This window comes from Roseinatronobacter alkalisoli, assembly GCF_028745735.1.
In the GTDB taxonomy this organism is placed as follows: domain Bacteria; phylum Pseudomonadota; class Alphaproteobacteria; order Rhodobacterales; family Rhodobacteraceae; genus Roseinatronobacter; species Roseinatronobacter alkalisoli.
The window spans coordinates 121,881-141,182 of the sequence record NZ_JAQZSM010000005.1 but is presented as its reverse complement, the minus strand read 5'-3'; the positions used below and the strand labels follow the sequence as shown (position 1 = coordinate 141,182).

Here is a 19,302-nt window from a genome sequence, read left to right as displayed (position 1 = left end):
GCGATGTTTCAGAAAATCCTTGTGCCGTTTGATGGGTCATCCAATGCGGAAGCCGCCCTGAAAAAGGCTGTGGAGTTGGCGGACCTGACAGGGGGCGAAGTGCTGATCCTGACGGTTTACAGGCACCATTCCATGCTGGAGGCATCATTTTCAATGGTACGCCCCAGCGATCCGGGAAATATGGATGACATCATGCGCACCCATGCAAGAGAGGTCGCTGACCACGGCAAGAAGGTGGCGCAAGACCTGGGCGCGGGCAAAGTGCGCGCCTTCGTCAAGGCCGGGCAACCTGCGCGCACCATCGTTGCATGGGCAGCGGAGAAGGACGTTGATCTGATTGTGCTGTCCTCGCGCGGGATGGGTTCGATCGAGGGGTATCTGCTTGGCTCGGTCTCGCATAAGGTTACAGCACTGGCCAAATGCCCGGTGATGGTGTTCTGATACCAGGGCAATGCAGCTTCGTTTTCAGAAACAACAACAGGCTGCAGCATTCCGGTTTTCCGGGACCGGCACCGTTGACAAGCTGGCAGTTCAGCAGATCAGCAGATCAGCCAACCGCTACGGCAGTTTGACCTGATCTGACAACATCACGCCGCCAGCGCCCGTGGCAGATGTTCCGCCAGATGATCGGCGACCAGTTGCACACGCGCGGTGCTGTGCAGATCCCGATGCAGGGCCAGCCAGCATTCAAGGCCGAAGGAAAGCCTGTCGGCCAGGACCGGGCGCAGCTCTGGCATGACACGCGCGATTCCGGCCTGCAGCACGCCAATTCCCATGCCCGCCCGGATGGCATTGATCTGTGCACTTTCGCGGTCGCAACGAAAGCGCAGCATCCGGCGTGTTATCCCCGTATCGGCGAGCCCAGCCAGTGCCATGCTGTCCCGGTCAGGGCCGATCATCACATGACCAGCCAGTTCCGCCACGCTCCGGGGTGTTCCGCGCGCCGCAAGATAGCGCGCATGCGCAAACAGCCCAAGGCGCACATCGGCAATCTTGCGTGCGACCAGCCCGGTCTGGGCAGGGCGCACCATCCGCACCGCCAGGTCGGCTTCGCGGCGCAGCAGATCTTCATTGCGGTTGGACAGCACCAGTTCCACCTCCAGCCCCGGATGGGCGGCCAGAAGCGGGGCCAGCACAGCGGGCAGAATTTCCGCACCCACCACATGGCTTGCGCTTAACCGTACAATTCCCCGCGTCAGGGCAATCGGGGCCGAAGCGCTGCGTTCCAATGCAGCGGCCGATGCGGCCATCGCCCGCGCTTCGGGCAACATTTGTCGCCCGATATCACTTAACACCAGACCTTGCTGCGAACGCAGAAACAGTGTGGTGCCTGTAGCCTGTTCCAGCAGGTCAATATGCCGACTGACTGTCGGCTGAGTAAGGCCAAGCATGCGCGCGGCACCCGACAGGCTGCCCTGTTCAGCGACGGCAATGAAGCTGCGCCAATGATCCCATTGAATCGGTATGTTGTTCATCTGTTTATCTATAACGAATATATGTATTTCGGCAATTCCTCTATATGCGCGATGGCACTAGATTTCGCATTGTAAATCAGTGCAGGGGGCCACGTGATGACAATGCTATTTGTAGCTGTTGTAGCTGTTCTGATTGGGTTTTGTGCCGCCTTGGCCTTTGCCCCGCGCGACGGGTTTGAAACCGGGGTCACCATCAACGCCCCGCCGGACCTGGTGTGGGCGCTGCTGACTGATCCGGTTGCACATGTCGCGTGGAACCCGATTATGCATGCGGTTGCGGGACAGTTTGTGCAGGGTGCGCGTCTCAGGCTGACAATGCGCACCCCGTCGGGCGGAAAGATGACCTTTCGCCCACATGTACTGGTTGCCGATCCGGGACGCGAATTACGCTGGCTTGGCCGTCTGGCATTTCCACGCCTGTTTGACGGCCAGCACTATTTCCGGCTGATCGCAGAGGATGGCGGCACAAGGCTGATCCATGGCGAGTGTTTTCGCGGCGTGCTGCTATGGGTCATGGATGTACAGCAGTTCCGACCGGCATTCGACGCAGTGAATGCAGGGCTGAAAGCCCATGCCGAACTGGCGCATTCGGAAGAACGCGCATTGCCGGACAGCGACCGCGTGACCAACACACCATGAGTTTACGCCACCCCATTCACCTGCGGGAAGCGCCGCGTGTTCCCCGGCGCGGAAGGAACCGGGCGGCATTGGCACCCCCTTGTCAGCGCTGTTCCTGCGCCGTCGCCCCATATGCGCAAAGGAAAATTCGCACGCTTTCAATCGCGTGCCGTTGGCGCGCTTGGTGATCCGGCAGGCCCGCGTCACCAAGCAGCATTGCCGCGCTGGTTGGCGCGCCCATCACGATCCAGTTGAAGAAACTTGCCGCTTCGGCAGGGTCGGGTGTCTGTAGTTGCCCCAACGCAGTGTAATGCGCGCAGGCGCGCGCCAGCCGGGTGATCGCACGCTGCGGACCATTTTCGAACAGGGCTTTGCCAAGTTCGGGAAACCGCTCCACTTCGCCAATCACCATTCGGCGTAATTGCATCAGGCGGGGTGTCAGCACCACATTCATCTGTTCAGTTGCCGCGTCAAGAAGGAACTCGCGCACTGGCCGGTCGTCCAGCGGAGCACCAGAAGACACCTGAAGTTCCTGTGCTGCCCCGCCGGACATCGACACCACAACATCAATGAACAGCGCCTGCTTGGATTTGAAATGTGCATAGACGGTCTGCTTCGAAACGCCCGCTTGTTCCGCCACCTGATCCATGCTCGCCCCCAGAAATCCGGCTGACAGAAAAACATCCTCGGCAGCGGTCAGGATTTTCTGACGCGTGCGGCGCATGCGGGTTTCGGCACCGTTGGACATGATGTGACGCCTCTTTTCTGTGGTGGTCGTAGTCTAGCACCCCTTCTTGACAATTGGAACTGGACCGTCCAGTCTAATCAATGAACAAGACAGGACAAGCACGATGACAGAAGTAACATGCGCCTGCGGGCAGGTAGCCCTGCACCTTTCCGGCACGCATATCCTGAGCACTGAGTGCCTGTGTTCGGACTGCCAGCAGGCGGCGGCGGAATTTCAGGATTTACCGACAGCGCACCCGCTGACCGATGACAAGGGCGCCACGCGGTTCATACTTTACCGAAAGGATCGCGTGCGCTGCGCGCGCGGGCAGGAATTACTGTCAGAGCATCGGCTGACGGATGGCAGCAAAACGCGGCGGGTAATCGCCACATGCTGCAATACGCCCATGTTTCTGGAGTTCACGCAAGGTCATTGGTTAAGCGTCTATGGCGCACTTTGGCCAGAGGACACCCTTCCGAAGCTGGAACTGCGGACAATGACAAGGGATGCCCCGGCAGGCGTGGTATTGCCCGATGACGTGCCAAACCCCAGAACCCATAATTTTCGTTTCTTCGCCGTATTGCTTACTGCCTGGGCCGCGATGGGGTTCCGGGCACCGAAGCTTGACTATGTGAAAGGAAAACTGGATGCCCGCTGACAGTGATAAGATCGAGGTTGAGAATATCATGTCCCCCGGCAGAGTTTATCGGGTGAACCGCGCCAAATATGAAGCCATGCGCGCGGCCTTGCTGTCCGTCCTGCCCAAAGCAGCGCCCGGTCTGACCGTGGCAGAAGCCAAGATGGCGTTGTTGCCACTATTGCCGGAGGCATTGTTTCCGGGCGGCGACAAGGCAGGGTGGTGGCTGAAGGCCGCGCAGCTTGACCTTGAAGCCAAAGGCATCATTGCCAGAGAAAACACAAAACCCCTGCGGTTGCACCTGTGCTGACAGGCGGCGCACTCATCGCATAATACCCGCACCCGCCCGCCAGCAGCAGTATGCGCCGTTTTATAGCAGTTCCTGCGCCTTGTCCCAGCTTGCCACTATTTCCTGTGCGCGTCTTCCGACCTGCTCTGGCGACATACCGGGCGCGTAAAGTGCTGTTCCCAGACCGAAACCTGTGGCCCCCGCCTTCAGCCATGTGCCGAAATCAGCGGCCCCTACCCCGCCCACAGCGTAGATTGCGCATTCCGGTGGCAGCACTGCCCGCATTGCTGCCAGTCCGCCGGTGCCGATCGCTGCTGCGGGAAACAACTTTAGCGCCGTAGCCCCAGCCCGCAATGCGGCGAAAGCTTCGGTCGGGGTGAACACACCGGGATATGACAGCATCCCGGCCGCTGTGGTCGCAGCAATCACGGCAGGATTGCAATCGGGGGACACCACAAGCCTTGCGCCGGTCGCGGCCACCTGCGCCACCTGTTCCACGCTCAGCACTGTTCCCGCGCCGATCTGCGCCTGCGCACCGAAAGCGGCGACCATTGCGGCAATGCTGTTCAGCGGGTCGGGCGAATTCAGCGGCACTTCGATCCGGTCAATCCCCGCATCGATCAGCACACGTGTCACAGGCACAGCTTCCGGTGGCGTGATCCCACGCAGAATAGCAATCAGTTCACGCATGAAGGGTTCCCTTCCGGTAAATGGCCCCGCGCCAGCGACAGGCCCGCAAGCGTCATTGCGGTTGCATCATGGGTGGTGACCGGCACAGACAGCCGTTCAAGCGCCTCCTGATAACTCTGCGCAAGTTCATCAGCGCCAATCACGGCCACTGGCTGGCCCAGCCAATAGGGTTTGGCAGCGGCAAGTTCCGCGCCGATCAGCAGCCCTGACAGCCGCGCGCGCGCCATCGCGGGATCTGATCCTTGCAGCAACCCTTCGGCGCGGATTGAAAACAGCCGCGACATCAGCCATTCGGGGCGTTCCATGCCCTGATCCAGCCCCTGAATGAACCCTGCCTGTTCCCAACCGCTGACCGAATGGCGCAGGACTGAATGTCTGGACAGAAGCGCGAACATCTCTCCGGTCATGAAAGTCTGGAAACTGACCACTTCACCCGCGCTGACATGCACCCATTTGCTATGCGTGCCCGGCAGGCAGATCACCCCGTCCCAGCCGGGATTGCGTGCCATGAAACCCGCAACCTGTGTTTCCTCGCCGCGCATCACATCGGCAGGTCGCGCCTGTTTCAGTCCCGGCACCACAGCGACCTGCAGGCGCAGATCGCGCGCGGGCGCAATGACCAGTCCCCCGCCAGCGGGCGGACAGGGCACTGCGCGATAAGGTGCCTCAACCCAGCCCTGAAGACTGCCAACCATGCCACAGGCCACGACGGGGGTAATGCGCCCTTCGGGCAACCAGTCTTCGGTCAGGGTCAGCAGGGCATCCTCAAACTGGCCGCGCGACAGCACGCCCATACCCTGTTCTGATTGCGCGGCGTGAACCACCGTTTCATCCGCAAACCCCCAGACCCGTAAATGCGAGGTGCCCCAATCGGCAGCGATCCAGTCAACCACACTCATCCTGTGACCACCACACCGCCATCGATGACCAAAGCCTGCCCGGTCATGGCGCGGCTGACATCTGATGCCAAAAACAACACGCCCCCGGCAATGTCTTCGGCGGCAAGCGTATCGGGCAGGCATTGGCGCTTCAGGTGGTCTGCCAGCGCGTCAGGCGTGACCCAGCATTCCAGCTGTTTTGGCGTCATCACCCAGCCGGGCGCCAGCGCGTTCACCCGGATGCGGTCCCCCCCGAATTCCCGCGCAAGACTGCGCGTCAGCCCGTTCAACGCGGAATTTGCTGCAGTATAGACCGGAAAACCGGAACTCCCCATCATGTAGCTGATCGAAGTGATGTTGATGATCGCCCCCCCGCCCATGGTCTGCATCGCAGGAATCACCGCCTGACAGGCATAGACGTAGGATTTGAAATTAACCGCCAGCGCCCAGTCCAGAAATTCCTCTGTCACCTCTGCCAGGGAGTGGCGCTGATCATTGGCGGCATTGTTCACCAGAACCCGGACAGGGCCATGCGCAGCGGCAGCCTGCGCGATGGCATCGACCAGCGCCACGCGGTCCGTGATATCGCAGGCAATGAAAAGGGGCCGGTTACCTGTCGCCTGCTCCATGTCATCGCAGAAACCCGTGGCATCCGAACGCTGCACGAAAGCGACGCGCGCGCCCTGCCGTAGAAAAGCTTCGGTCAGGGCCGCGCCGATACCGGACCCGCCCCCGGTGACAAAGACCGACGCATTCCGCAGGTCGGGATAGGTTGGAAGGGTCATCTGTTGCCTGTGCCTTTCTGCGTAGGATCAGACCAAAGCATAAATACGCTCTGGGTGATTTGCCATAGATGTCTATCACATCCCGCACCCGCGGGACGAGCGGATATCTTCCGCCCCCTTCGTCCCCGGCGGGCCAAAACAGCGATCCAAGGCAGAATTTGCACGGAAACTGGTTGACAGCACGCTTGATAATTTATCATATAACTTAGAACATCAGTATGATGAAATACGTTTTCACGTCTGATACAGACCGCATGAGGGAACAGTAAATGACAAATGACCATACCGGGTGTCCGTGCGGTCACCATCTGATCGCCACGCCATGGCGCTCCCTTAGCGCGCATTTTTCCGCAAACCCGGTCAGACCGGACCGGTGGTTCGCGTGCCGACCAACCATCCGGGCAGTGCCGCACCGCAACCCCTAACCCCAATTGTCAGGAACACTAAAATGGATCCATCAACCATAAAGCACGCGCTTGGCGCCGGGCTTCTATCCTTTCCGGTCACACCGTTCGACAGTGAAAACCGCTTTGCATCAGATGCTTACCAGAAGCATGTTGCATGGCTTTCTGGCTTCGATGCGCCGGTTCTATTTGCCGCAGGCGGGACAGGAGAGTTCTTCTCGCTGACCCCGGACGAGATTCCGGCCATCATCCGCGCGGCCAAAGAAGCGGCGGGCAAAACTGCCATTGTCTCTGGCTGCGGCTATGGTACGGAAATGGCGAAATCCATTGCACGCAGCGCAGAACAGGCGGGCGCAGATGGCATACTGCTGCTGCCGCATTACCTGATCGATGCACCGCAGGAAGGCCTGTTCGAACATATCAGACAGATTTGCGATTCGATCGGCATTGGTGTCATGGTCTATAATCGGGACAACGCTGTACTACAGGCTGACACGCTGGCACGGCTTTGCGATACCTGCCCCAATCTGGTGGGCTTCAAGGATGGTACAGGCGATATTGGTCTGGTGCGGCAGATCACAGCGAAGATGGGCGATCGGCTGACATATCTGGGCGGCATGCCCACAGCAGAACTGTTCGCCGAAGCCTATCTGGGCGCTGGCTTTACCACCTATTCCTCTGCGGTGTTCAATTTCGTTCCGGCACTGGCCAACCGGTTTTATACTGCGCTGCGGGCCGAGGATCGCGCCACATGTGAATCGATCCTCAACAGCTTTTTCTATCCGTTCATGGAACTGCGCTCGCGCCGCAAGGGCTATGCTGTGGCGGCGGTCAAGGCCGGTGTGCGGCTGGTCGGGTTTGACGCCGGGCCTGTGCGCGCGCCCCTGTCGGACCTGACATCGGAAGAAACCGCCGCGCTGCAGGCATTGATCGATCAGCACAGCTGACGGCAAGGGCCTCTTGCGTTCATCTTGATCACGCGCGGGATGCCCCGAATGCAAATCCCGGCCTGCAAAATGTGCAGGCCGGGGAGTCCTTACAGAAAATCATCGCGGCGCGGCGCGAAGCTATCAAGCAGCCGCCCTGCCTCCAGGCATTCACAACCGTGTATCACCCCGGACGGAATCACGAAACTGTCGCCGGGACCAATGTCGAATTCCGCCCCATCCAGATGAAACCTGAAACGCCCGCTGGCCACATGCGTTGACTGAACATGCGGATGGCTGTGCAGCGCGCCCTTCGCACCCACGTCGAAGCGGAACGAAACCAGCATCAATTCTGGCGAATCCGCCAGCACCTGCCGCGTGACGCCCGGACCCGGCGAAATGGCAGGAAAGCTTTTCAGAATGGTCATCTTTGTCACCTGTTTTATCATATCTATTATAAATACATATGATATGTTTCAGGTCAAGACAAGGGCATACCCTTGCGCGCCGCGTCACGCAAAAGGCTGCGATAACGTTTCTGGCTGCCTTTCAGATGCGTGCGCATTGCTTCGCGCGCCGCATCCTCATCACGGTCCAGAATGGCGGAAACAATGGCTTCGTGTTCAGCCTGAATACCCAGGATGTAATCCTGCGACACCGATTCCGCGCTGCTGTCGGCAAGCGCGCGGCGGGGAATTACGTTCGGGCCGATCATGGTCAGAAATTCAGCAAAACGCGGATTGTTGGTCGCATTTGCAATCGCAAGATGCAGTGCAAAATCTGCTTCCATGGTGGGGGCACCGGACTCGGCTGCTTGTTGCACAGCACCAAGCGCGGCGATCAACACTTCCTCCTGGGCCGGCGAACGGCGTTGCGCGGCAAGTGCTGCGGCTTCGGTCTCCACCGCAGTGCGCAATTCCAGAAGCTCTACCATCGAAGAAATTAACTGAAAATCCAGGTTCTGGAACGGCAGGCCCGTCGTTTCTGCCGGCACCTGCACGAACACCCCGGCGCCCTGCCGCGCTTCGACCAGACCATCCGCGCGCAGGGCTGCGATGGCTTCGCGAATAACAGTGCGGCTGACATCGAAATCCTGCGTCAGCTGGGCTTCGCTTGGCAGGCGGGCGCCGGGTTCATACTGACCATCCTGAATCTGGCGTCGCAGCGCCTCCTGCACTGTCTGGACCATGGTTTGCCCTGCGATTTTCTGCATCAGAACCTGTACCTTCTCACGTATGTGACCTGTCTGTGCTATCATAGGACAGGTATGCGCTGATATGCGACCGGTTTTTTCTGGTTTTGCGGCATTCTGCGCATGGTTTTCTGATGATTTTACCCGAATCCGGTTGACATTGTTAAATCTGTCATACAGGTTGATATATATGTATGACTGAACAGCCCGACATCCTGCCATACAGGACCAACGGAGGAGCATTGATGACCCGAAACCGCCGCTTCATGCACGTTCTGGGGCGCCAGAGCCTGTCGATCCTTGTCACCCTTTTCGGGCTTTTGGTGCTGACCTTCGTGATTGGCCGCGTCATGCCAGCCGATCCGGTGCGCGCGATCGTGGGCGAAGATGCCACCCGCGAAGTCTATGAACATGTTTTCCGACAGCTTGGTCTGGATCGGCCCATGTGGCAGCAGTTCGTGTTCTATATGCGCGATGTCGTCACCTTTGATTTCGGCAATGCTGTCCGCACGGGCCAACCGATCACCAGTGATCTGGCGCGTGTACTGCCCGCCACTTTCGAACTGGCGACCTTTGCCATTCTTATCGGCGCCGGTCTGGGTGCACCTTTGGGAGTAATCGCTGCGGTCAACAAAGACCGATGGATAGACCATCTGGTGCGGGTGTTAAGCCTGCTGGGCCATTCGATGCCGATTTTCTGGACAGGCATGATTGCGCTTCTGATCTTCTATGCAGGGCTTGGATGGGTCGGCGGGTCTGGCCGGATGAGTCAGTTTTACATCGGCATGGTGCCGGAACGCACGCATTTCCTGCTGATCGACAGCGCGCTGGCCGGGCAATGGGACGTGTTCCGTTCGGCGCTGAACCATATCATCCTGCCTGCCGCACTTCTGGGCTATTCCTCAGCGGCCTATATCACACGGATGACACGCAGTTTCATGCTGGATCAACTTAATCAGGAATATATCACCACCGCGCGCGTCAAGGGACTGTCCCGCCGCCAAACCAACTGGCGCCATGCGTTTGGCAATATCCGCGTGCAATTGGTGACCATCATCGCGCTTGCCTATGGTTCACTGCTGGAAGGCGCAGTGCTGATTGAAACCGTGTTCGCATGGCCGGGCTTCGGACAATACCTGACATCCAACCTGCTGATCGGTGACATGAACGCGGTCATGACCTGTGTCCTGGTTGTCGGCGTGATCTTCATCGCGCTAAACCTTATGTCCGACATCCTGTATCGCGTATTCGACCCGAGGACCAAATGAGCATGACCCCGCCGCTGACCATCCCCGACAAAAGCCGCAAAATGCCGCAAGGCATATACATGCTGGGAAATATCCTGCGTTTTCTGGCGCGCACGCCCACATCCCTTTTCGGTATTGTCGTGCTGGTTCTATTGTTGCTGATGGCGACTTTCGCGCCGCTACTGGCCACGCATGACCCCTATGTGCAAAATCTGAACAATGTCCTTCAGCCCCCGTCCATGGCACATTTCTTCGGCACGGATGAATTGGGCCGCGATATCTATTCACGGCTGGTGCATGGATCGCGTATCACGCTGACGATCATCACGCTGGTGACGCTGGTAGTGGGGCCAATCGGCTTGTTGTTTGGCACTGTTGCGGGATATTTTGGCGGCAAGATCGATATGGTTCTGATGCGGATTACCGATATCTTCCTGTCTTTCCCGTCCCTTATCCTGTCGCTGGCCTTTGTTGCGGCACTTGGCCCAAGCCTGAACAATGCGATCATCGCCATTGCACTGACGGCCTGGCCGCCGATCGCGCGTCTGGCCCGGGCGGAAACGCTGACCTTCCGCAACGCTGACTATATTTCTGCGGCCCGGCTTCAGGGGGCGTCATCTGCGCGGATTATCTGGCATTCAATCGTGCCGATGTGTCTGCCTTCGGTCATCATCCGGCTGACACTGAACATGGCAACGGTCATCCTGACTGCTGCGGGTCTGGGTTTCCTTGGACTTGGCGCGCAGCCGCCACTGCCCGAATGGGGCGCGATGATTGCCACGGGGCGGCGCTACATGATCGATCACTGGTGGCTGGTCACCTTTCCCGGCATTGCAATTCTTGCGGTCAGTCTGGCCTTCAACCTGCTGGGCGACGGGCTGCGCGATGCGCTGGACCCCAAACAGATGAACCGGAGGTAAACCATGCCCCCCATTCTTGATGTGCAGAACATGTCAATCCATTATCGCGGTGCCCCTGCCCCTGCAGTGCGCAATGTCAGCTTTCAGCTGGGGCGCGAACGTCTGGGCATTGTCGGCGAAAGCGGGTCCGGCAAATCGACCGTAGGGCGGGGCCTGCTGAAATTGCTGGACACAGCCGATATCACCGCCGACCGGATGCAGTTCGAGGAACTGGACCTCCTGAACGCCAGTGAACGGCAGATGTTGCAGGTACGCGGGCGGCGCATTTCGATGATCCTGCAAGACCCGAAGTTTTCGCTTAATCCGACGCAGCGTTGTGGCGACCAGATTGCAGAAGCTTACCGCACCCATTTCCGCGCGACCGGTCCCGAAGCCCGCGCCCGCACGATCGAGATGTTGGAACAGGTACATATCCGCGATCCCGAGCGCGTCTGTAACCTTTATCCGCATGAGGTTTCGGGCGGCATGGGGCAGCGCATCATGATCGCAATGATGTTGCTGACCAACCCTGATCTGGTCATAGCGGATGAACCGACTTCGGCACTGGATGTGACAGTACGGCTACAGGTGCTGCGCATTCTGGACGGGCTGGTGCGCGACAAGGGTATCGGGCTGATCATGATCTCTCATGACCTGAATCTGGTGCGCAATTTCTGCGACCGGGTGCTGATCATGTATGCCGGGCGCGTGGTCGAAACGCTGGCCGCCGCCGATCTGGACAATGCCCAGCACCCATATACACGCGGGCTTCTGGCCGCACAGCCCCGCATTGGCGGGACACGTGCGCCGCTTTCCGTACTGGACAGACAGGACAGCTGGCTGAACCCGCAGGAGGAACGCGCATGAAATCCATCTCCATTCATGCCATGTCGGTCAGTTTCGGCGCCGTTCAGGTGTTGCATGATGTCGATCTGGACATCGCACCGGGCGAGTGTTTCGGGCTTGTCGGCGAAAGCGGGTCGGGCAAATCCACTGTCCTGCGCTGCGCGTCATTGCTGAACGAAAACTGGACGGGAGAGGCCATGATCGACGGGCGCAATGTCCGCGACATGGATGTGCGCGAGCGTGCCCGCACGCTGCAAATGGTGTTCCAGGATCCATATGGTTCGCTGCATCCGCGCCATTCCATCCGCTCGGCGTTGGCGGAAGGGCTGCGGGTGAATGGCATCACCGACCGCGAACCACGCATCGCGCAGGCCATGCAGGATGTGGGTCTGCCGGTTGAATTTCTGGACCGTTACCCGCATCAGCTTTCGGGCGGGCAGCGCCAGCGTGTGGCTATTGCGCGCGCGCTGGTGCTGGAACCGGACATCCTGTTTCTGGACGAACCCACCTCTGCGCTGGATGTCTCTGTTCAGGCGGAGGTACTGAACCTGCTGGTCCGGCTGCGAGAGGAGAAGGGCTTCACCTATGTCATGGTCAGTCATGATCTGGCGGTCGTCGATCATATGTGCGACCGGTTTGCCATCATGCAGCATGGTCGCATTGTAGAGGTGCTGCCGCGTTCGGCGATCCCGGGAAATGAGGCCACCCAACGCTATGCACGCGAATTGATCGCTGCCAGTCTGGAATATGAGCGCGCCATGTAAGTCATGCAGGTGCCCTGCCCCAAACACCATAAAGCCCGGCCATTTACGGCCGGGCTTTTCCATATGCGTCGTGATAAGATATTCTGGCCGCAGCCCAGAAACAAAAAACGCGGCAGGTTTCCCTGCCACGCTGTTTTCTGCACCAAGAATGGCGTTCAGTTGCCCTTGGTCACATATTCAAACCGCGATACCCAGGGATCGATGATGATACCTTCGATCCCGACCTGATAGGCGGCCGTCACCACACGTTCAGAGAAGGGCAGGATCGGGATAACCTTGTCCTGTGTCATCTGCTGAATCTCCTCATACATCCGGAACTGCGTGTCTTCGTCCCGCTCGATCAGGGCCGCTTCGATCATAGCGTTCAGTTCTTCGTCGAAGAACGAAGTCCGCCAGCCCTGATAATTGTCCAGCTGGGCTTCCTGGCTGTTATCGGGGTTATAGACCAGCGCGCGCAAGTTGCTGTCAGGGTGCGGCTGCTGGCCGCCACCGCCGCGGCCAACCAGCAACTCGAACCGGCGGTCGCGCATCGCACCATAGATCTGTCCGCCATCGCCGGTAATGATTTCGGCCCGGATGCCGGCCTGCGCCAGCGTACCCTGAATGGCGGTTGCACTGTCCAGAAATTCCTGTGTGGAAATCACACGCAGGGTGGTGCTGAACCCGTCAGGATACCCAGCTTCGGCCAGCAACTCACGCGCGCGTTCAACATCAAGCGTATAACCCGGATCAGGCAGCGCCGCGAAGGCCGTGGAATTGACGGGTATCTGCCGTTTTACACCGAAATAGGGCATGATTGCCGCATTGATCCCGTCATAATCGATCAGGTAGCGCAGCGCCTCGCGCACCTTGGGATTTGCAAAACGCTCATCCTCCATTGACGCGGCGAGATAGTAGAAATTCGACGATGGTTCGGTCGTGACAGTCACGCCATCGACCGCCGCAAGCGCGCGCAAATCGGTTGCCGCCAGCGAGAACCCCACATCAATATCGCCGCGTTCCAGACCAAGCCGTTGTGATTGCGATTCCGGCAGATGGCGCATTAGCACCCGCGCCATTTCCGGTGCGTCCGCCCAATAATTCGGATTGCGGTTCAGGATGACAAATTCATTCGCGCGCCATTGCGTAAGCGTGAAGGCACTGGAACCCGCTGAATTGTTTGTCAGCCAGGATTGCCCGTAATCCGCGCCCAGATTTTCCTGCACCAGCTGGCTGTCAAGAATCGACCCCACACCGGCCTGTGTCAGATACATCAGGATCAGGCGCGGATCGTCATCCTGTGGCAGGTTCAGCACAAAGGTATGCGTGTCTTCTGCCACGAACAGATTTTCTGCTTCCTCGGCGGTGAACCCCCGGCTGCGCAGGCCCGAAGATTGCGCCTGATTCATTTCCAGAACGCGCGTCAGACTGAAACGCACATCTTCTGCTGTCACAGGGTTACCAGAGGCAAAGACAGCATCGGGATTCAAGTGAAAGGTGACACTGCGATTGTCCTCTGCAACCTCCCAGCGTTCTGCCAGACGCGGGATAACTACGCGCGTTTCCGGGTCGAGCGACACCAGACTGTCATAGATGTTGTTCAGGATCTGCACCGCATCACCACCAGTGATTGCGGCTGGGTCCATCGTCAGAACGTTGTTCATGTTGAACGCAACGATTAGCTGGTCTGCCGGGGTCTGAGCGGTGACAGGATTTGCCCCCGCCATCAGAACTGCGACAGAAACGCTTGCCAATAGGTGTTTCATGACTCCTCCCTTGGATTTGAAACAGAACGTGGCATTCAGGCCACGCGGTTATTTTCGATATGATCGAAATTGATATCCTCACCCAGACCGGGGCGGTCGGGGACATGGACAAAGCCATCCTGATCCATCGGGTCAGACAGGCTGTTGAGGTAGTCGAACCCGTCATCATATTCCAGAAACGGGTGCAGTAGTCCGCGTTCATACCAGCGGCAATTGCGCGATGCCGCGACAACATGCAGGTTCATGGCTGTGTTGCCATGCACTTCGCATTGCATCCCGAACGCATCAGCCAGGTGCATTGTTTTCAATGCAGGTGTGATTCCGCCAACGTCATTCACGCCCGTGCGCAGGATATCACACGCCCCGGCATGTACCCATTCGGCGCGATGCCAATGCTTGCCCGCCGCACTTTCAGGTCCGATCACCGGAATATCCAGATTATCGGCCAGCCACTTATATGATGACATGGATTGCTCATCCATAGGCTCTTCAATCCAGTCGAAGCCCAGCTTTTCCAGCCCGCGACCCAGTTCCAGCGCCTGCACGCGCGAATACCAGTGAAACGCATCTATCATCAACGAGATATCCGGCCCCACCGCTTCGCGCACTGCAGCGCAGGCTTTCAGGTCCATCCGCACATCCGGCGCCCAACTGACCGGCGGCATCCATGTGTGCAGCTTGATCCCCTTATAGCCACGCTTGACCAGTGTTTCGGCGAAACGCCCGTAATCTTCGGGCGTGGCAAGTCCGCCTTCAATTTCATCGCCGCACATGATCGAGCCATAGGCCAGAACCTTGTCACGATAGCCCCCGATCAGCTTGTAAACCGGCTGATTCAGGGTTCTCCCGGCCAGATCCCACAATGCGCAATCCACAACGGCCAATGTACGGTCCGTCAGTTGCGCCGCAGAACCGCGTTGCCAATGCGCCAGATCATGCCACAGGCGTTCGCGATCGCGATGGTCCTGCCCGATCAGAACTTTCTTGACGAATTTTTCGATCACATGCGGGCGCACAATTTCTGGCGCTGTAAAGCTGTGACCTTCGTTCCCGTCTTCGGTGCGGATCGTCAGAATTGCCTGCTGTACATCATGCGCCGGGCCGGGATGGGCATGGCCTGCGCTGTCGGAATGGCGTTGTGTCTTGTGGTTAAATACCCGCACGGTAACATCTGTGATGATCACGCCTGACTTCCTCCGTATTCCTGTCGGCTTGCCGACTCTGTATAACAACTTGTATGACATATATGACATAATCTATCAACAGATCTTTTGCACAGTTCAAATTTGTCCGATATACTGCAACACGCGTGCCGTTCGGCAGCGAATTCAGGAAGGATCAGTCTGATGACCCCACCAGAGATGCTTGCCCCGAACCGGACCCGCGCAGCGCGGATTGCAAATGATCTGCGACTCTCAATCCTGAATGGCACCTTCAAACCCGGCGCACGGTTGCCCAGCGAATCAGCGTTGACGCAGCAATATTCCGTCAGCCGGACAGTGGTCCGGGAAGCTTTTGCCGAATTGCGCAGCGAAGCATTGGTTGAAACCCGCAAAGGCGCGGGCGCTTTCGCCTGCGACCCGGCCCAAAGCACGCAGCGCCCCTTCTCCGATCTGGATGTTGCGCGCCTGTCGTCGGTGATTGAATTGTTCGAGTTGCGCGCGGCTTTTGAAATCCGGGCGGCAGCGCTGGCCGCACAGCGCCGCTCCGGTACTGAGATCGATGCAATGATGCGCCACAATGACCAGCTCGCAACGGCGCTGGCACAGGGCCAATCGACACGCGAAGCGGATTTTTCCTTCCATCTTGCGATTGCCACGGCCTCGCAGAACCGGCGCTTCCCGGAATTTCTGATTCTGATCCGCCCCGGCCTGACCCCACGCGCCGAACTTGTTACAGGCACAGGGCCGCATCGGCCCTACCGGCCAAACCCCAATATCGTGAGCGAACATGCGTTGATTTTGGATGCCATCATCGCAAATGACCCCGACGCGGCCGAAGTCGCAATGAAGGCGCATCTTGATGGTAGTCTTGATCGGTACAGGGCGATCATGCGCGCCTTGTGACAATTGCGCAGGCATTGCCAACGACTGCGCACACGAACGCGCAGCAAAGCAAGGGTGCCTTCAGACCTGTACCAGTATTGTCTCGCAGGCCCCATGACGATCCAGAAGAAGAACCCGGTCTATCCCGCCCAGACGCATCGCGCAGGACCGCAACGCGGCCTTATCCATGAAACATGCGGCAGTGGACAACCCGTCCGCAATGGCCGCGCTGCGCGCGATGACGGCAACACTGGACCATCGGGGGTGCGCAGGCCCATGCGGGTGCAGAATATGATGTGCTGTGTTGTCCAGCCGCAAGGCCGCCGGGCTGGAAACAGCCATTGCCATATCGTCCAGTTGAACAGTGGAAAAATGCCCCTGATCGGGGTCCGACGCGCCCAGATGCCACGGCCCGCCAAGCGTCGCCACCTCGCCAATATCAACCATCACGCGCGTCATTCCGGCGGCTTGCAGAACCTTCCTGACGGCATCTGTGGCCGCGCCCTGCGCAATTCCGTTAAAACTAAGCGCCTGCCCCGCACCAAGACGTACCCCGCGCCGGGCCGCATCTGGCAGCGTGACGCGGTCCCAACCTACCGATGCGCGCGCCTCATCCGGGACGCCGCCAGCCGCATAGGCAAGCCATAGCGGCTGGATGGTAGGGTCAAACAATCCATTGGTTTCGCGATGCAAGCGGTCGCACAGTGCCAGCATGTCATGCCAGCGCGCATCCAGATCGGGCAGATGCCCGTGCGCATTCAGTCTGACAAGTTCCGAGTTGGCGCGAAACAAACTGAAGCGCGCCTCATATGCATCAATTTCCAACCGCGCGCGGGCAAGGGCCGGGCGCGTCAGGTCTTCGGGTCCATCCAGTGTGATGCTGACATCGGCCCCAAGTGCCGTGCCACGCCATGTCACCCGCGCGGCGGTTGCTGGCTCGTGGCGACCAGAGCCAGCAACCGCCACGCATGCGGCAATACTCAGGAAACGGCGGCGGGTGAAGCTGCGCATACCGGGGCCTCTTGCGGCTGTGATGCAGATGTGGGCGCTGCCCGCCCGGCCTTGCGCGCGGCCAAAACCAAAGGCACGCAGCGCTTTTCGTTGTCATGGATGGCAACACAGTCCAGGCATTGGAAACATTCGGAATAATCTATCCTGCCATTCTTAGCGATCGCACCATAGTTGCATTTGATGCGACACAACTGACAGGGACTGCCACATTCGGGCCGACGCGCGATCCAGTCGCGCCCGCGCAGCAACCCGCCAATCGCCATGACCGCGCCAAGCGGACACAGATAGCGGCAAAAGCCCTTGAACAGTACCATGCCAAGCACCAGCCAGAAGGCGGCATAGGCAACAAAATACCATTCACGCATGAAGAAAACTGTAATCGCTGTCTTGAATGGCTCCACCTCGGCGGCGCTGTCAATCTGTTCCGGTGCAAAACCCACCAGCCCGACAAGCCCCGCCAGTGCGATGTATTTCAGCTTTTTCAGGCGCCGGTCCCAACTGCCATTCGGTTCGATCCGGGGCAGGCGTAGGGCGCGGCCCAGATGATGGGCAAATTCCTGAAGCGCACCGAACGGGCAGAGCCAGCCGCAGAAAAGCCCCCTGCCCCAAAGCACGAAGCCAAGGATCGCCGCCACCCAGACCATAAGCGAGAAAGGATCATATATCAGAAACATGTATGATCCGCCTTCAAGCGCGGTACGCAGCGCGCCAAGAGGCGTGACAATAGACAATTGCCCCTGCCCCCAGAAGCCGACAAATCCGATCATCACGGCCAGTATCAGCAAGCGCGCCGGGGTAAAATGCCGCCAGCCCGCAAAGTGGTTCATCCGCGCGCCCAATGCCCAGATCAGCGCCCCCAGCCCAAGGGCCAGCACAATCAGGTCAGGCTGACGACTATACAGCGTTTCTGCCCAGGGCGGCAGCGGTGTGATGATTTTTTCGTGCAGGAAGAAGCGTTCATCGGTCTGATGCGCCAGTTCCAGTTCCACACGACCGATTTCGGGGGTGATAAAGCCATGTTCGCGCACAGAGTCTACGATCAGGGTAAAAGGTTCGGCGGGGTTGAACCCAAGCCTGCGATCCGTGCGCAGGATCATGGCGGTACCATCCGGGACACCGGGCGCCAGATCGACCAGAAAATCCGCGTCGCGCAGCGCTACCGGCAGCCCGCCCTGTTCGGCCCTGATCTGGTCGGGCGCGGTGTTGCGCACGAAAGACTCGCTGACCAGACCATGGCGGCCTGCATCAATCAGCAGCAGAAATTCATCCGTTGGCGCGACACCGCGAAAGCGCGTCATCTGTTCAATCGTGCCCTGATCCAGCGCCGCGCGTGCCAGTGCCGGTGGCGTCACATCAAGCAGCCACAGGTCCAGATACAGCCCTTCGGGATCAGCCTGTGCAGCAGGGTCGGAATAGGCCCAACGCGTGCCGCTGAAGGCTGCGTCAATTTCGGCATTGGTCACGCGCAAATGGCTGGCCAGCCCCTGCGCGACCAGATCATTCCAGTTCAGGGCCTCTTCATGATCGAAATCGGGCCGGGCCGCCGGGGCGGTGACGCGCCCCTGCATATGTTCACGCGCGACCGCATGCGCGGCGGCCATGATCGATTCATGCGCAATCCGCACAGAAGCCGTGGCCTTGGTGATCCCGTCCAGATGCACCAGCGACGATCCCTGATCCGCGCCGCCATAGGGTGTGCCGATACTCATGGGTGCCCAGATCGATTTGCCTGCATATTGTTCAAAAAATGCCCGGAACGGCCCCTCGCCCATGCCTGATATGAAGATCGGTTCATTGTGATGCAGCACGCGCACGGTGACAAAAGTGCCGGCCCCGTCCAGCACGACCAGCGCATTGACGGGCGCACCCGCAAAACCCGGCAATGCGGCGTAGGGTTGCGTGGTGAAAGCATATCCTGCGGGCGTACCGCCGGAATTGACGACACGGTATAGCCCCTTGTCATTCAGCGCCTCGCCCAGCCCGAAGGGCGGGGGGACATAGGCCAGCATTTCCTCAGGCGTCAGAATTTGCGCGCGCGCAGGCAGGGCCAACAGGAATGACAGGACAAACAGGCGGAGGAGCGTGAGCATATGCGGAAGGATAAGCAAGTGGCCGCCCGCCGCA

General features: G+C 59.1%; 21 protein-coding genes. 10 read left to right on the top strand and 11 right to left on the bottom strand.

All coding sequences use genetic code 11. From position 1 onward, the window contains the following. Positions 1 to 3 precede the first annotated feature (3 nt). Positions 4 to 441: a universal stress protein gene (locus tag PUT78_RS07810; RefSeq protein ID WP_274351692.1), complete on the top strand. Its 438-nt coding sequence runs from the start codon at positions 4 to 6 to the stop codon at positions 439 to 441. Between the two features lie 146 nt (positions 442 to 587). On the opposite strand, the gene PUT78_RS07805 is transcribed toward PUT78_RS07810, so the two are convergent. After that, positions 588 to 1,475, bottom strand: coding sequence for a LysR family transcriptional regulator (locus PUT78_RS07805; RefSeq protein WP_274351691.1), 888 nt, complete (start codon positions 1,473 to 1,475; stop codon positions 588 to 590). A 96-nt stretch (positions 1,476 to 1,571) separates the two neighbouring features. Between PUT78_RS07805 and PUT78_RS07800 the strand changes: the two genes are divergently transcribed. After that, positions 1,572 to 2,114 (top strand): SRPBCC domain-containing protein, encoded by a 543-nt coding sequence (locus tag PUT78_RS07800; RefSeq protein WP_274351690.1) that lies wholly within the window; start codon positions 1,572 to 1,574, stop codon positions 2,112 to 2,114. 82 nt (positions 2,115 to 2,196) lie between these two features. Here PUT78_RS07800 and PUT78_RS07795 read toward each other — a convergent pair whose 3' ends face one another. Continuing rightward, a complete protein-coding gene (locus PUT78_RS07795; protein WP_274351689.1) occupies positions 2,197 to 2,841 on the bottom strand; it encodes a TetR/AcrR family transcriptional regulator in 645 nt (214 codons plus the stop codon). Positions 2,842 to 2,944: 103 nt separating this feature from the next. On the opposite strand from PUT78_RS07795, the gene PUT78_RS07790 reads away from it, so the two are divergent. Together PUT78_RS07790 and PUT78_RS07785 are read left to right on the top strand one after the other, a co-directional pair. Next, complete coding sequence (locus PUT78_RS07790; protein ID WP_274351688.1) at positions 2,945 to 3,478, top strand: GFA family protein; 534 nt, start codon at positions 2,945 to 2,947, stop codon at positions 3,476 to 3,478. Then, complete coding sequence (locus PUT78_RS07785; protein WP_274351687.1) at positions 3,468 to 3,767, top strand: DUF6958 family protein; 300 nt, start codon at positions 3,468 to 3,470, stop codon at positions 3,765 to 3,767. The genes PUT78_RS07790 and PUT78_RS07785 overlap by 11 nt, the downstream gene beginning before the upstream one ends. Positions 3,768 to 3,827: 60 nt before the next feature. Here the strand turns inward: PUT78_RS07785 and PUT78_RS07780 are convergent, their stop codons facing one another. From PUT78_RS07780 to PUT78_RS07770, 3 genes are read right to left on the bottom strand one after another with little or no spacing between them, the layout of a single operon-like run. Continuing rightward, entirely contained in the window at positions 3,828 to 4,436 is a 609-nt protein-coding gene (locus PUT78_RS07780; RefSeq protein WP_274351686.1) for a 2-dehydro-3-deoxy-6-phosphogalactonate aldolase, read from the bottom strand. After that, positions 4,424 to 5,335, bottom strand: a complete 912-nt coding sequence (locus PUT78_RS07775; RefSeq protein ID WP_274351685.1) for a 2-dehydro-3-deoxygalactonokinase — start codon at positions 5,333 to 5,335, stop codon at positions 4,424 to 4,426. The genes PUT78_RS07780 and PUT78_RS07775 overlap by 13 nt, the downstream gene beginning before the upstream one ends. Next, positions 5,332 to 6,099: an SDR family NAD(P)-dependent oxidoreductase gene (locus PUT78_RS07770; RefSeq protein WP_274351684.1), complete on the bottom strand. Its 768-nt coding sequence runs from the start codon at positions 6,097 to 6,099 to the stop codon at positions 5,332 to 5,334. Before PUT78_RS07770 ends, PUT78_RS07775 begins: the two co-directional genes overlap by 4 nt. 448 nt (positions 6,100 to 6,547) lie before the next feature. Here PUT78_RS07770 and kdgD point away from each other — a divergent pair, with 448 nt between their 5' ends. Further along, entirely contained in the window at positions 6,548 to 7,450 is a 903-nt protein-coding gene (kdgD, locus tag PUT78_RS07765) for a 5-dehydro-4-deoxyglucarate dehydratase (RefSeq protein ID WP_274351683.1), read from the top strand. Between the two features lie 89 nt (positions 7,451 to 7,539). Here kdgD and PUT78_RS07760 read toward each other — a convergent pair whose 3' ends face one another. Together PUT78_RS07760 and PUT78_RS07755 are read right to left on the bottom strand one after the other, a co-directional pair. Next, positions 7,540 to 7,857, bottom strand: a complete 318-nt coding sequence (locus PUT78_RS07760) for a cupin domain-containing protein (RefSeq protein WP_274351682.1) — start codon at positions 7,855 to 7,857, stop codon at positions 7,540 to 7,542. A gap of 53 nt (positions 7,858 to 7,910) precedes the next feature. Then, positions 7,911 to 8,642: a FadR/GntR family transcriptional regulator gene (locus PUT78_RS07755; protein WP_274351681.1), complete on the bottom strand. Its 732-nt coding sequence runs from the start codon at positions 8,640 to 8,642 to the stop codon at positions 7,911 to 7,913. A gap of 224 nt (positions 8,643 to 8,866) precedes the next feature. On the opposite strand from PUT78_RS07755, the gene PUT78_RS07750 reads away from it, so the two are divergent. The 4 genes from PUT78_RS07750 to PUT78_RS07735 are packed head-to-tail and all read left to right on the top strand — an operon-like array spanning position 8,867 to position 12,377. Further along, positions 8,867 to 9,889: an ABC transporter permease gene (locus PUT78_RS07750; protein ID WP_274351680.1), complete on the top strand. Its 1,023-nt coding sequence runs from the start codon at positions 8,867 to 8,869 to the stop codon at positions 9,887 to 9,889. Positions 9,890 to 9,948: 59 nt separating this feature from the next. Beyond that, positions 9,949 to 10,788: an ABC transporter permease gene (locus tag PUT78_RS07745; RefSeq protein ID WP_420793478.1), complete on the top strand. Its 840-nt coding sequence runs from the start codon at positions 9,949 to 9,951 to the stop codon at positions 10,786 to 10,788. A gap of 3 nt (positions 10,789 to 10,791) precedes the next feature. Next, positions 10,792 to 11,634 carry an ABC transporter ATP-binding protein gene (locus tag PUT78_RS07740; RefSeq protein WP_274351679.1) on the top strand — a complete coding sequence of 281 codons (843 nt, stop codon included), beginning with the start codon at positions 10,792 to 10,794 and terminating at the stop codon, positions 11,632 to 11,634. Continuing rightward, entirely contained in the window at positions 11,631 to 12,377 is a 747-nt protein-coding gene (locus tag PUT78_RS07735; protein WP_274351678.1) for an ABC transporter ATP-binding protein, read from the top strand. The genes PUT78_RS07740 and PUT78_RS07735 overlap by 4 nt, the downstream gene beginning before the upstream one ends. Before the next feature lie 155 nt (positions 12,378 to 12,532). Here PUT78_RS07735 and PUT78_RS07730 read toward each other — a convergent pair whose 3' ends face one another. Further along, a complete protein-coding gene (locus tag PUT78_RS07730) occupies positions 12,533 to 14,122 on the bottom strand; it encodes an ABC transporter substrate-binding protein (protein WP_274351677.1) in 1,590 nt (529 codons plus the stop codon). A 35-nt stretch (positions 14,123 to 14,157) separates the two neighbouring features. After that, positions 14,158 to 15,306 carry a mandelate racemase family protein gene (locus tag PUT78_RS07725; RefSeq protein ID WP_274351676.1) on the bottom strand — a complete coding sequence of 383 codons (1,149 nt, stop codon included), beginning with the start codon at positions 15,304 to 15,306 and terminating at the stop codon, positions 14,158 to 14,160. A gap of 162 nt (positions 15,307 to 15,468) precedes the next feature. Here PUT78_RS07725 and PUT78_RS07720 point away from each other — a divergent pair, with 162 nt between their 5' ends. Continuing rightward, positions 15,469 to 16,188, top strand: coding sequence for a FadR/GntR family transcriptional regulator (locus PUT78_RS07720; RefSeq protein WP_274351675.1), 720 nt, complete (start codon positions 15,469 to 15,471; stop codon positions 16,186 to 16,188). Between the two features lie 60 nt (positions 16,189 to 16,248). Here PUT78_RS07720 and PUT78_RS07715 read toward each other — a convergent pair whose 3' ends face one another. Together PUT78_RS07715 and PUT78_RS07710 are read right to left on the bottom strand one after the other, a co-directional pair. Continuing rightward, positions 16,249 to 17,178, bottom strand: coding sequence for an FAD:protein FMN transferase (locus PUT78_RS07715; RefSeq protein ID WP_274351674.1), 930 nt, complete (start codon positions 17,176 to 17,178; stop codon positions 16,249 to 16,251). Continuing rightward, positions 17,148 to 19,268 carry a 4Fe-4S binding protein gene (locus PUT78_RS07710; RefSeq protein ID WP_274351673.1) on the bottom strand — a complete coding sequence of 707 codons (2,121 nt, stop codon included), beginning with the start codon at positions 19,266 to 19,268 and terminating at the stop codon, positions 17,148 to 17,150. The genes PUT78_RS07715 and PUT78_RS07710 overlap by 31 nt, the downstream gene beginning before the upstream one ends. Between the last annotated feature and the right edge of the window lie 34 nt (positions 19,269 to 19,302).